The sequence below is a fragment of the Leeuwenhoekiella blandensis MED217 genome, from assembly GCF_000152985.1.
GTDB lineage: Bacteria > Bacteroidota > Bacteroidia > Flavobacteriales > Flavobacteriaceae > Leeuwenhoekiella > Leeuwenhoekiella blandensis.
Genome location: NZ_CH672395.1, coordinates 2,866,075 through 2,879,094, shown reverse-complemented (window position 1 = coordinate 2,879,094; position 13,020 = coordinate 2,866,075). Strand labels below are relative to the sequence as shown.

Annotated in this window: 11 protein-coding genes; 2 read left to right on the top strand and 9 right to left on the bottom strand. The window is 40.3% G+C overall.

The window, feature by feature from the left end:
• Positions 1-79: 79 nt before the first annotated feature.
• The 5 genes from MED217_RS12410 to MED217_RS12390 form a co-directional block, all read right to left on the bottom strand.
• Positions 80-646: a hypothetical protein gene (locus tag MED217_RS12410; protein WP_009780871.1), complete on the bottom strand. Its 567-nt coding sequence runs from the start codon at positions 644-646 to the stop codon at positions 80-82.
• A gap of 56 nt (positions 647-702) precedes the next feature.
• Complete coding sequence (locus MED217_RS12405; protein ID WP_009780870.1) at positions 703-1,248, bottom strand: DUF1697 domain-containing protein; 546 nt, start codon at positions 1,246-1,248, stop codon at positions 703-705.
• On the bottom strand, positions 1,245-1,853 hold the full coding sequence (locus MED217_RS12400) for a GNAT family N-acetyltransferase (RefSeq protein ID WP_009780869.1): 609 nt from the start codon (positions 1,851-1,853) through the stop codon (positions 1,245-1,247). The genes MED217_RS12405 and MED217_RS12400 overlap by 4 nt, the downstream gene beginning before the upstream one ends.
• A gap of 95 nt (positions 1,854-1,948) precedes the next feature.
• The gene (locus MED217_RS12395) at positions 1,949-2,995 is read right to left on the bottom strand and encodes a M28 family metallopeptidase (RefSeq protein WP_009780868.1); all 1,047 of its coding nucleotides are present in this window, start codon (positions 2,993-2,995) and stop codon (positions 1,949-1,951) included.
• A 103-nt stretch (positions 2,996-3,098) separates the two neighbouring features.
• The gene (locus tag MED217_RS12390) at positions 3,099-3,791 is read right to left on the bottom strand and encodes an HAD family hydrolase (protein ID WP_230199267.1); all 693 of its coding nucleotides are present in this window, start codon (positions 3,789-3,791) and stop codon (positions 3,099-3,101) included.
• Between the two features lie 169 nt (positions 3,792-3,960).
• On the opposite strand from MED217_RS12390, the gene MED217_RS12385 reads away from it, so the two are divergent.
• Positions 3,961-9,228 carry a CHAT domain-containing protein gene (locus tag MED217_RS12385; protein ID WP_009780866.1) on the top strand — a complete coding sequence of 1,756 codons (5,268 nt, stop codon included), beginning with the start codon at positions 3,961-3,963 and terminating at the stop codon, positions 9,226-9,228.
• 20 nt (positions 9,229-9,248) lie between these two features.
• Here the strand turns inward: MED217_RS12385 and MED217_RS12380 are convergent, their stop codons facing one another.
• Positions 9,249-9,905, bottom strand: coding sequence for an endonuclease III domain-containing protein (locus tag MED217_RS12380; RefSeq protein WP_009780865.1), 657 nt, complete (start codon positions 9,903-9,905; stop codon positions 9,249-9,251).
• Positions 9,906-9,994: 89 nt separating this feature from the next.
• Between MED217_RS12380 and bcp the strand changes: the two genes are divergently transcribed.
• Entirely contained in the window at positions 9,995-10,450 is a 456-nt protein-coding gene (bcp, locus tag MED217_RS12375) for a thioredoxin-dependent thiol peroxidase (RefSeq protein ID WP_040532804.1), read from the top strand.
• A gap of 181 nt (positions 10,451-10,631) precedes the next feature.
• On the opposite strand, the gene MED217_RS18575 is transcribed toward bcp, so the two are convergent.
• From MED217_RS18575 to MED217_RS12355, 3 genes are all read right to left on the bottom strand, one after another.
• Positions 10,632-11,132, bottom strand: a complete 501-nt coding sequence (locus tag MED217_RS18575) for a zinc metalloprotease (protein WP_009780863.1) — start codon at positions 11,130-11,132, stop codon at positions 10,632-10,634.
• Between the two features lie 128 nt (positions 11,133-11,260).
• Positions 11,261-12,390, bottom strand: a protein-coding gene (locus tag MED217_RS12365; RefSeq protein ID WP_088124381.1) for an IS3-like element ISLbl2 family transposase whose coding sequence is annotated in 2 segments (ribosomal slippage) — positions 11,261-12,129 and positions 12,129-12,390 — 1,131 coding nt in all. Because the reading frame shifts where the segments join, the coding sequence is not laid out codon by codon here.
• Positions 12,326-12,937 (bottom strand): hypothetical protein, encoded by a 612-nt coding sequence (locus tag MED217_RS12355; RefSeq protein WP_154648938.1) that lies wholly within the window; start codon positions 12,935-12,937, stop codon positions 12,326-12,328. The genes MED217_RS12365 and MED217_RS12355 overlap by 65 nt, the downstream gene beginning before the upstream one ends.
• Positions 12,938-13,020 lie beyond the last annotated feature (83 nt).

Sequence of the window (13,020 nt, the reverse complement as noted above, 5' to 3'; positions counted from 1 at the left end):
TCGTCGGTTCGAGACCGATCTTCCACCCGAAAGTAAGAATCCTCACAGCAATGTGGGGATTTTTTCGTTTAGGGCGGTTTTAGATTTCTTCAATTAGTCTGTCAAAAACTTCAAAGTGATGTTTATCTGATCTCAGCTCAATACTAAGTTCTTCATTTTTCATATTTACCTCATAGAGTTCTTTGGAAGAAAATAAGCTTTCTAAGCTGGTTAAAATCTTATGGTAGAGACTGGGTAGTCCATTTTTGTATTCGACAATATACTTAGGATAGTGTTCTACCTTTTTCAATTTTGTATTGAAAAGCATTTTGATGCCATCAGTAGTTGTTTGCTTTCTAATCTTAAAGTCATTCGCTTCTCGTGAAACATATTTTGTTTTCCATTCAGCAGCGACCAGTAAACTCTCATAGTTTGATGAGAGGAATAAGTTTCCTGTAGATGTAAATGTTGCTTTCTTGTAGCCTAACGTCCACAATTTTGGATGAGCAACCTCTCCAAAAATCAAATAGGATGAAGCATTAAAGACGCCTTTAACCTTTCCATTTTTATTGGCTATAAAATGTTCAAAATGATTACAGAATTCTTCGTTGGCCTTAAAAAAGGGAGAACTCGTCTCTTGAGGAGAAGCGTTTGATTTGATTATCATTGGTTAAATTGAAGTGCTACAATACATTAGTAATACTTAAACAGATTTTGTTACTATTAATATGCTTGTAATAACTCACTCAACTTCAACACCGTCTTCCAATTGCGGGTGGTGGCGCTAACTTTAAGTTTTTTCTCAAACAGGGCGTTAGAGAGCTTGGTTTTATGGTATTTCCCGGGAATGTTTAAATAAATCCATGCATTTTGATAACGAAATTGATCCGGAGCATAATCCATTGCTTCTAATGCCGTTACCCGTGATTCCTCTGGTGTTTCACTTAAAAAAGTAAGATGTAAGTTTTCTATCGGAGTGCTTGCGGTGGCAAACGGATTGTTCTTTATAGCGTGTTGAAGCCTTGCTGCCTCCAAGCAGATCACAGGAACTTCAAAACCAAAGTGCTCCAAAATCGCCTTCTGAATTTTTTCTGCAAGTTGCACGGTGTCTTCTGTGTCAGCATTAAAAATGATATTTCCACTTTGGATATAGGTCTTAACATGATCAAAACCCAAATCGGTCATCAATTGGCGCAATTCGGCCATTGGGACTTTTCGGTGTCCGCCTACGTTGATTCCGCGTAACAGTGCAATTTTAGTTTCACTCATAAGCTGGTGTTGTAGGTTTTCATTTTAAAGTCCAGATTTTTCTTGACTCCGTGCCACTCAGAATTTGTTATTGAGAATACCACTGTGTCCCGGTAACTACCGTCAGCATTAATACGGTGATTGCGTAAAACGCCATCTTGTTTGGCTCCAAGCCTTGCTATGGCTGCACGCGATCTTAGATTGAACCAGTCGGTTACAATTTGAACAGCGATACACTCCAGTTGTTCAAAAGCGTAACCGAGTAACAGTCGTTTGCAAGCTGTATTCACACCGGTACGTTGTGCACTCTTGGCATACCAGGTGTAGCCAATTTCCAATCTTTTGTGCTGGGGGTGCATCCCATAAAAGCGTGTGCATCCTATGATCTTTCCGTTTTGCGCATCAATAACAGTAAAAGGATATTCTTCGCCTTTTTCTTTTTGATCCAGTGCGGTTGCAATATACGTGTCTATAGTTGCTTCAGAAGGTACCGAAGTATACCACAGTTCCCATAAATTTCCATCAGACGCAGCAGCAAGTAAGCCATCGCGGTGTTGCTTTTTCAGCGGAATAAGTTTAACAGTATCATCCTCTAATTCCAGTGGATGTTTGATCCATTCAGACATAAAATTGGTGTTCTATTCTTATTTATAAAACTACTAGAAATGCATAAAAAAAGCCTCTTAAAAAGAGGCTTTTGTAGTTTCAGTCAATTAATTCCTTACGGGGCTTTATCAACAATAATACGGTCTTCGCGGTTTGCCACCTCCCAAGCGGTTAAGAAAACGAGCTGCGCACGTTTTGCAAGCATGGGATAATTAATCTTATCTGGTGTGTCAGATACTCTGTGGTAATCTTCGTGAGTCCCATTAAAGTAGAAAATAATAGGCACACCTTGCTTCGCAAAGTTATAATGGTCAGAACGGTAGTAAAAACGATTAGGATCGTTCTCATCATTGTAGGTATAATCCAGATCGATGTTCATATACTTGTTATTTACAGCAGTCGAAATGCTGTCTAACTGCGTACTTAACTTGTCTGAACCAATGAGATAAACATAGTTCTCATTGTCTTTATGCGCATCGTCTACACGACCTATCATATCGATATTAAGGTCTGCTACTGTATTCTCGATAGGGAAAATAGGATTTTCGGCATAGTATCTAGAACCGTAAAGTCCTTTTTCTTCACCGGTCACATGCAAGAAAACAATAGAACGTTGTGGTCTGTAACCTGCTTCAACCGCTTTGTTAAACGCTTCAGCGATCTCAAGTACACCCACGGTTCCCGAACCGTCATCATCTGCACCGTTAAAAACCTCGCCATCATCACGTACCCCTACGTGGTCTAAGTGCGCTGAGATGACAATATATTCTTCAGGTTTGGTACTTCCTTTTATAAAAGCAACTACGTTTTCAGAAGCTTTGATTCCGCTTCCTGCTCTAAAGAAACTTTCTGGAACGGTTTGAAAATAAGTGTCTTCAAGTGCAGAAGGTATCCCTTGATCGATATAATAGTCCTTAAGGTATTCTACAGCTTTCTTTTGTCCCGGCTCTCCGGTATTACGTCCTTCAAACTCATCAGAAGCATATACATAAAGCATTTCTTTCAATTCTTCTGCAGAAATACTTTCGGCAAATGGCATAGGATCAACATCGGTCAACGCGACATTTTCTCCGGAATGACTTCCAGACTCGGTCATTTTTGGCCCACAATTTACTAGCAATACGCTGGCAAGAATGCTGGCTGTATAAACAATTTGTTTCATAGGTTATTTTATTATTTGTGCGATAAAAATACGTTTTAGTAAAATGCTTTTAACGGAAATGAAAGGATTTTTCTGTACGGCACACTTTAAATGCTGAAAAATTCTAAACGTGCAGGTAAAATTTACCGTCTTCTTTGGTAAGTATTAAATCTCGATAGTCAAGCATAAAATGCTTGATCTGCTCAATATGTGCAAATTCGTCCTGCGTGTGGGTTGTATTGAGAATGATAGCTTGTGCATTTCCGTTTGCTGCGGCTTTTGCTCCGGTGGGGCTGTCTTCAAAGATCAAACAGTCTTTGAGGTCAACCTGAAGCCGTGCTGCAACCATCTCAAATACTTGTGGATCTGGTTTTCCGCGATCTACCATATCAGAATGCACGACGGTTTGAAAATAAGGTTCAAGATGTAAAGCTTCCACAGCAAATTCGGCATTTTCTTTAGGTGCAGCAGTACCAATGCCCATAGGGATCTGTAATGCTTTTGCAGTATCTAAAAACTGTTGAAGCCCCGGAAGCATTTTGATCTTATCAGCATAAATTTCACGATAGGCAGCTTCTTTGTCCCAAGCGATTTGTGCGATTTCTTCTTCATTAAATCGATCACCAAAAAGTCGCTTAATGATCTCGCTGTTCACCCCGTGAATATCCCGTTTGACTTCGTCTAAGGTCATTTCCAGCCCCAGTTCTTTTAGTTTTTTTTGCCAGGCCCGGTGGTGAATCATCATGTTATCGATCATTGTGCCATCCATATCAAAGATGAGCGCTTTTACCGGTATTTTGTGTGTTGCTGTTGCCAATATGTAGAATTAAAAGTAATGGCTCAAAGATACGGAAATGGTCTGCGTAAGCTAAAATTTACGCGTTTCCCCCTTGGTAAAAGGGGCGTTTGCCCCTAATTAAAGCGGTTAAGGTTTTGATAATGTGTGTTTTATTAATTTAGTTTTAGTCTTTTAAACCAATCTTGTCATGAGCAAAGCACTTGTTTACGGAACTGAGCAAAAGCCGGAAGAAACCAAACTATCGGGGATTTATGCTGAATTTGAAACGGTAAAAACCATTCGGTTGGCACAAAGCAGAGCCGAAAGTAAAGCCATTCCGCTAGATCTAAAAGAGGAAGATATTATTCAACTGACTTTTGCTGATGATACTACGTGGATTGGTAATGCGCTCGATATTGAAGAAATCTATTCAAATCCTGCAAAAAGCAGCAGGTCTGAAGCGCTTTTTGTAATTGATGCCCAGGTGACGGGTACGGCGGCTTCTCGTGGCGGAATAGGCAGTGTGCTTATAAAAGCATTGCATTTATTAAGACCTAAAGTTGCTGACGTGGCAGCACAAACCGCCGCAAAACTAGCTGTGGCCTACGATAAAAAGTTGATGCCGCAACCGGGAGTTTTCAAGATGGATGCATCGTTTCAATACATACCGGCAGGAAAAGTGGTTGTGCAACCCAGCCCTTATCTGTTACTCATCCACGGGACGATGTCCAACACTTTTGCTGCTTTTTCAGAATTGCGCGTAGGAGGGAACCCCATTTGGGATCAGCTGCGAGCGCATTATCCTTCAGGCGTTTTAGCTTTAGAGCATCGTACGCTTTCGGTGAGTCCGTTGCAAAATGCACTTGATTTTTTAGAACAGCTCGATAAAAATATAAGCATTGATATTTTAAGCCATTCGCGTGGCGGTCTTGTAGCTGATATTTTAGCAAAATGTGATTGTCGCAATCCTATTGTAGGCTTTAGCGATCTTGAATTGGAGATGATGCGCAAGGAAGATGATGCGTCTTATAAGCTTATGCTCAAGATCAATACGCTGGCAGCAAAGCTTCAGCTTACAGTTAATAAAATCATACGTGTTGCGGCGCCTGCCAGCGGCACGACGATACTTTCTAGACGCTTAGATCATTTTCTTAACGTTGTGATGAATGCGCTGGGTCTGGCACTTGGAGCGCAGGCAAACGTACTTTATACCACGGTACGCACGTTTTTGCTCGAAGTGATCAAGCAGAAAGCAAATCCCCAAGCGATGGCGGGTTTATACAGTATGGTCCCCGACAGCGCTTTTCAAAAAATGTTGAATTATTCTTCAAATGCGGTGGTTAACGAACTCTATGTTATTGCAGGTGATGCTGAGGTGGGTGCCGGTCTGGTAGATGCTATGAAAGTAATTCTTGCCAATCTGTTTTACTGGAAAGCCAATGACCTTGTTGTAGATTCTAACCGTATGGAGCAAGGCGTGCCGCGCTTGAATGGAATCAACTATTTGCTTTCAAAAGACGCTGCGACTAATCATTTTAACTATTTCAGTAATCAAAATACCTGTGATGCTATTTTGCAAGCGGCGCTTACGCAAGTGGGAGAAACTGCAAATTTCTTTGTGCGTAAAACTCCGGCTGTTGCCAGCAGAGGCGTACTGCTCAGTTTAGTGTCTATGAAAGGCGTTCATTATGATAGCGTAAGCGGAAACAAGCGTATAGCCGTTGTGATCCCGGGAATAATGGGCTCAAGCCTTGATCATAACGGAAATCCGCAATGGATCGATTTTAGAGAACTGAACCGCGGTGCGATCAAAGATGATCTACATATTAAAACCAGCGATGTTTCGGCAAGTGGTGTGATCAAAAAGTATTACGATGATTTTATACAGCATTTGACGAAAACGCACGATGTGGTGACTTTTCCTTTTGATTGGCGTAAAAGCGTTTCTTTAGCAGCTAAAGCTTTTTCAGAAAAGATCGAGGCATTGCTTCAGCACAACCAACCGGTACACCTCATTGCGCATTCTATGGGCGGACTCGTAGTACGACAGTTTATGATCGATTTTCCGCAGCAATGGAAGACGTTTATAGAAAAACCTTCTAATAAGTTTGTGATGCTGGGGACGCCCTGGCTGGGTTCTTATCTAATTATGGAAGTGCTCACCGGCCACAGCAGCCGCGTCAAGCAATTGGCGATGATGGACTTTAAAAACAGCAAAAAAGAGTTGCTTCAAGTGTTTAGAGAATATCCGGGTATTTTTGAATTGCTTCCTATCGAAAACAATGAAAAACGCCCGTTTTGGGAAACGCAATTTTGGAAAGAACGCCAGGAAGAATGCGATGATGCGATGGTGATTCCGCTTAAAAAAGAACTGGATGCTTTTAAGAAATACCGAAAAACCGTTCTGGATTTTGTTACTCAACTGAAGGATGACGACCTCAAAGATGTATATTATATCGCAGGTCACGCTGAGCAAACCGTTTATGATTACACCACAAAAAAGCGGTTCTGGTCTAAAAAGAAAAAACTGGTCTATCTCGCGACTACTCACGGTGACAGTAGTGTGACCTGGGTCACGGGAATCCCTTCGCGCTTGCCGGAGAACAATTTGTATTATAGCGAAACCTCACACGGCGAACTCGCCAACGATCCCAAATTATATGACGGTATTGTTGATATTTTACTCGAAGGAAAAACCAACCGCATCTCAAAAACCAAACCCGTAAGCAGAGCAGGAGAAGTTATTACCGAAGTGTACAGCACTCCAGAACCCTTTAGCGATCTAACGACTGCGGGAGATGCTGTTTTTGGAATTCCGGCGAAGCCTGTTGTTGCTGCGAGTGCACAAACCAAATTTAAAGTAGAAGTCATCAACGCCGATTTGAAAGTGGCGCGTTATCCTGTGATGGTAGGCCATTTTAATAATGATGGCGTGCACAGTGCAGAAAAAGCACTCAACCGTTGTCTCGGCGGGAGGTTGATGCAGCGCTACGATATGGGGTATTATCCGGGGAAAATTGGCGAAAGTGAAGTCTTTTTCAATTTGAACACCAAGCCTCACGGTGCCATCGTTTGTGGTTTGGGCAACACTCAGGAACTAACCCATTATTTATTGGCCAAAACCACCGAGATGGCAACTTTAAAATATGCCATGTTTATGCGCGATAACTACACATTACCGCGTGCCAAATCCTTTGCTGAAGGTATCTCTTTTATTTTTATAGGCACTGGGTATGGCAGATTGCAGGTAGAAGATTCGCTAAAAGGAATTTTGCTCGGTGTGAGTAATGCCAACGCTTACATACGCGATCATAAAAATGGATTGATGGAAATTAAGCATATTGAACTGATCAATCATTACGAATCCTTATCTAGCCAGGCGTATTGGGGACTCACCCGATTGAAGCACGCTGATAATCGCTTCAGTTTTGAGTTGGTAAAAGGGGTGAAAAGTAAAGAAGGCGCCAAGAAAAAAAGAGCCTTTATAAGCGATCGGGATGACTGGTGGCATCAATTCAATATAGAGAGTATTCTTACGCAAGATTGTGTCAAAGGTTTTGCATTTAATTCCTCAAGCGGTCTGGCACGTATTGAAGAGGAAGAAGTGCATAATGGCTTAGATCAGGTTGAGGTTTTACTAGAACGTATGTCACACAGTTCAGTTTGGGATAAACGCTTGTCAAAAACCTTGTTTGAGTTGCTTATTCCCAATCGCTTTAAAGATATCATTCGCAATCAAAATAACATTTTGCTCAAACTCGATCTGGAAGCGGCACAATTTCCATGGGAATTGTTTCACGATTTTGAGTCTGATGAAACACCGGCAGCTGTCAATAGCGGATTGATCAGGCAGCTGCTCACCTCAGAATATGAGTCGATGCAGCTACGCGCGGCAACAGATTCTGCTTTGATCATAGGAGATCCCATTTATGAGGAAGAAGCCTTGCCGCAGTTGCCGGCCGCTAAGCAGGAAGCGCAGTTGGTTGATGCTAAGTTGAACGAGGCTTCTTTTGAAACCCATGCGCTCATTAATGCGCAAGCTGCCGAGATTATGCTGGAGTTGTACACGCGTCCTTATAAAATCCTTCATTTTGCCGGTCACGGTTTGTACGATATGGAAAACGATCGCGTGGGTATCGCCATTGGTGGCGGAATTTGTATCAACCCGGCGATGATCAAACAATTGAGTTATGTGCCCGAGTTCGTTTTTATCAATTGCTGCTATTCAGGAACCTTAAATGCAAAGGATGCAGCGTATACGCAGTCTCGCTTTAAACTGGCAGCAAACGTAGGTACACAGCTGATTCGTATGGGAGTCAAAGCGATCATCATTACGGGCTGGGCAGTCGATGATGCAGCGGCAGCAACTTTTTCAGAAAATTTTTATAAACGTATGCTTATGGGCTATGAATTTGGTGAAGCGGTACAATTTGCACGTAAAAAATGCTATCAGAATCACGGCCATACCAATACGTGGGGCGCCTATCAATGCTACGGAAATCAGCACTATAAGTTCAATGACCGAAGCAAGCAACAGGAAGACGATTATGATTATGTGCTCAGTTCGCAAGTGTACATCGATTTGGAAAATCTGTATTCTGAGATCAAACAAAATGCGTCAAAACCTAAACGTGGTAAAAAACGACTCCAAGCTATTTTGGCTAACGCAGAACGCAACTACCTTATTGATGGCGTGATCAGAGAAAAAGAAGCTTTGATCTACGATGAGTTGGGCGACCCCAAAAAAGCTTTAGAAACCTTTAGTTCTGTATTATTGCTTGAAGATGCTAACTTCTCGATGAAAGTGCTCGAGCATTTCTGCTTGTTACGCTCGCATAATTTTTCTGACAAAGCAGAAGAACGGCTTGAGCAGTTAGAACAAGTCACCAAGTTGGCCATGATAGGTAAGACCACACTGCGCCTGGGCGTTGTGGGGAATGCCTATAAATTTGCCTCGATGAAGGAAACGCCCAAGAAACGCGATCTCTACCTGAAGTTTGCGCTAGATTATTATTCTGAAGCCTTTTTGATGAATAATGATCTTTACGACGGGAACAGCTTGGATGCTTTTTCAAATATGGTGTTCATCGGTTATATCTTGCAAGGGTATGAGCAAGCCGATTTGTCAAAGATTTTCCAGCAGTTTACAGATAAAGATCCGCTGACGTATCTAAAAGACTTTCATAAGAATCTCGATGATTTTGACCCCGAAGATCTGGATATCTCGGTACTCTTAGGAATGACCGAAGTAAGCTTTTGTTTGTTATTGCTTCAGGAGGACGGTCAGGAAGATCAGACGCTTTTAGATGAAATAAATAAGCGTTTTTCTGAAACCTTCTCGCTGCTGCACAGCACCCGGCAAATACGCATCGAGATCGCCCAAATTGATTTTTTACTGAGTCACCCACAGGTGATCGACCAGAATAAACAAGATGTACTTTCAAAGATACGCGAAGCCTTGTTGCGTTATAAATAGCAGCAGTATTTAAAAGCAGCTTACTTTTTTCCTTTGTAGTATTCTTTTAAAACGCTTTTGCGACCAATGGTTGCTGTGATAATATCTTTTTCCAGATCCCAACCGCGCGCCGGACTGTACTGTCGCCCGTACCAGATGATCTGTAGGTGCAGTTCGTTCCAAAGATCTTTTGGGAAAAGACGTTTGGCATCTTTTTCGGTTTGTACTACGTTTTTTCCATTGGTTAAATTCCAGCGATACATAAGGCGACGAATATGCGTATCAACGGGAAAGGCAGGAATATTAAAGGCCTGAGAAACCACGACACTTGCTGTCTTATGACCAACCGCAGGGAGCTGTTCTAAAGCTTCTATACTCTCGGGAACTCTTCCATCGTATTTATCGATCAGAATCTGAGAAAGTCCGTGAATGCCTTTTGCCTTCATCGGCGATAATCCCACCGGCTTGATGATCTCCCGTATTTCTTCCACAGAAAGCTTGATCATATCATACGGATTATCGGCAACTTCAAAAAGAAGCGGCGTGATCTGATTGACCTTAACATCGGTACTCTGCGCACTCATCAAAACGGCGATAAGTAAAGTGTACGGATCTTTATGATCTAACGGAATGGGAATCTGCGGATAAAGTCGCTTTAACGTATCTATAACAAAGGTTACCTTCTCGGCTTTAGTCATTATCTGTAATTTTGAAAACGAAAATACAAAGAAGCGAATTTTTGATATCTTAAAAAGAATCAATTCTACACATTTAAATATAGAAAACCATGAATATGCTAAAAGAAGGAGATCAAGTACCTGCATTTACAACCAAAGATCAGGACGGAAACGAAGTACAATGGAGCGATTATGCAGACAAAAAAGTCGTTGTGTTTTTCTACCCAAAAGCGTCAACGCCGGGATGTACCGCAGAAGCTTGTAACTTAAGAGATAACTATAAAGAATTACAAGCAGAAGGCTATGAGTTACTCGGTGTAAGTGCCGACTCAGAACGTCGCCAGACCAATTTTAGAAACAAGTATGAGTTTCCTTTTCCGCTCTTAGCTGATGAAGATAAAACCGTGATCAACGCCTTTGGTGTTTGGGGTCCTAAAAAATTTATGGGTAAAGAATACGATGGAATTCATCGCACCACCTTTATCGTAGAAAACGGAACCGTAACCCGTGTAATAGGTAAAGTGAAGACTAAAGATCACGCCGCGCAGATTCTGAACTTGGGGTAAATTTTTAATAAAAAAGGAGTGGCTAGAAAGAAAATAAACGCGCTGAGAATAGATTTTTTGAGAATTTTTCTCAATTAATAATACCTACCCGAATAAAAAGAGGCTGTCTTGACTTTATTAGACAGCCTCTTTTAATACTTCTTAAATAAGGTTAAGAATTTAATTTTAAATCAAGATCTCCTTAGTCAACAAACATATTGAAATTTACTTCAAAGAAATTATTTGGATTGTCAATTGAAGATATTCTTAGTCTAAAATTTCCATCATTATCATTGTTCCCACCACCAAATTTTCCACTTGGATAATACCAGCTACCATCATTCTTTACGTTTTCATTAATTCTTAAAACTTCATTGCCAGAACCAAATTGATCAAAATAGACTTTTATATTAACATAATCTTCTTGACAAAAATAATGAGGTGTCCAAGAGGTAGACCAATCTCCACTTCCAGAAACTAACTCATCACCTTCTTTAGGGTATTTTATAGCGATATTATCATAAAGCCAAAGAGTTGCTTTTTCGTCATAAATAGAGAAACCATCCCAAGAATTTAAAGCTGTACCTCCGTTCATAACAGAGTTTGAATCTGTATCAGGTGTACCCACAATCTTTTGTAAATACCAAGTATTTGGAGAGTTTGTATGACCAAAACCAATATTATGTCCTATTTCGTGAACCATATTATAAACTTTTTTTGAATGAGGTACATTATAATTGTTATAAAAATCTAAGTTTATAATAATTGTTGAACCAACGTTACATCCAATTGGAACTGATCCCATTGTAAGCTTCCCCAGACTAGAACTGCTTAATTTTCCAAAACTGGTTTAAAATTATTGTTATTCATTCTCTTGGGGCTAGCCCCAAGAGAATGGAGTTTTGCGTATTGCACTGGTGCTATTTTGCCCAGTGAGTCATGGGGACGATATTTATTGTAATCTTCCATCCATATTTGAGTTTGTTCCCTTACCTGATCAATATTTTCAAAGATATATTTATCTAGGACACCTCTGCGATAGGAGCCATTAAAGCGTTCTACAAAAGCATTTTGAGTAGGTTTGCCTGGTTGTATGTATTTAAATTCAATTTCATGCATTTTACTCCATTCAGCAGTTAGGTTTGCTATGAATTCAGGACCATTGTCCATCCTGATCCTGTTTGGCTTGCCCCGTCGGTTGATTAGGTGATTGAGTACCCAGACTACCCGATTACTAGTCAATGAAAAGTCTACTTCAATATGTAGTGCCTCTCGATTAAAATCGTCTATTACGTTAAAAGATCTAAAACGTCTCTTGTTTTCTAGGACATCGCTTACGAAATCAATACTCCAAGTATCATTCAATTCTTCAGGAATCTCCAAAGGCTCCTGTATACGCGCGGGCAGGCGCTTCTTTGCTTTTCTTCTTAAAGGAAGCCCTAAAGATACATACACCCTGTGTACCCGCTTATGATTCCAAGGCTTTCCTTCGTTACGGATACGCCAGTAGGCTTTCCAGAAACCCTCTTCTGAATGTTCTTCTGCTTTGTCTCTAAGAGCCTTCTCTATAGGAGTATCATCCTTGGGTAATGGCTTATAATAGTAAACACTTTTACTCATATTAAGCACTCGGCACGCCCTACTGATGCCGTAGCGGATAAGTTCTTTAGCTATGGTGCGTTTACGGCAGGGCTTTAGAGCTTTTTTTCAATAATCTCTTTTGCCATTTGGTGGTCTAGTGCTAAAGAGGCATACATCTGCTTTAGACGGGCGTTTTCAGCTTCGAGCTCCTTAATACGCTTAAGTTCTTTGCTGCTCATACCAGCGTATTTAGAACGCCATTTATAAAAGGTAGAGGTACTGACACCGTATTCGCGGCTAATTTCTTCAACACTCTTACCGTTGTCGAACTCCTTTAAAATTTTTGCAATCTGTGTAGGTGTGAATTTGCTTCGTCTCATACTGTTTAAAATTAAGAATTATTACACTTCTAAACAGTTCGGTTTTAAGGGAAGCATACACCATAGCTATGGTGCCATTTTGTAATTGACCATAATCAGATCTTACGATAATATCAGAATTTGTACTATTAGAATAGGATATATTTATTTGAGATGATGTTCCTTGATACTCTAAACTATTCCAAAGATTAGCTGCTTCTTGAACAGCAATTCTCCAGTTATCTGTACCCGAAGACGGGATCGAATTGTCAACATAAATAGTAATATTATTTATATTCTCTTTAGAAACTAATGAATCATTTTTCCAACTAAATTGTTTTGACTGATTTTTTGAAAAAAGTTTCTCTTTAGGTATCATTATATCTCCCTCTATAACTATATAATTTTCAAAATCAAAGGTATCTACAGGAATAGAAACGTTTGATTTGATTACATCCAGATATTCTATATTTTCTGAATTAGATAGTGTATTATCCTGATCTATTGAACATCCGTTTATCAAGATAGAAGAGGTAAACAAAATTAAAAGGTAGCGATTTTTCATCATAAATTGTTTAAAAGGTTTGTTGGAGTAAATTGCCAGATTTCTATAAGTTTTTTATTTACAAACAGTTATATTTTTTTTATTCA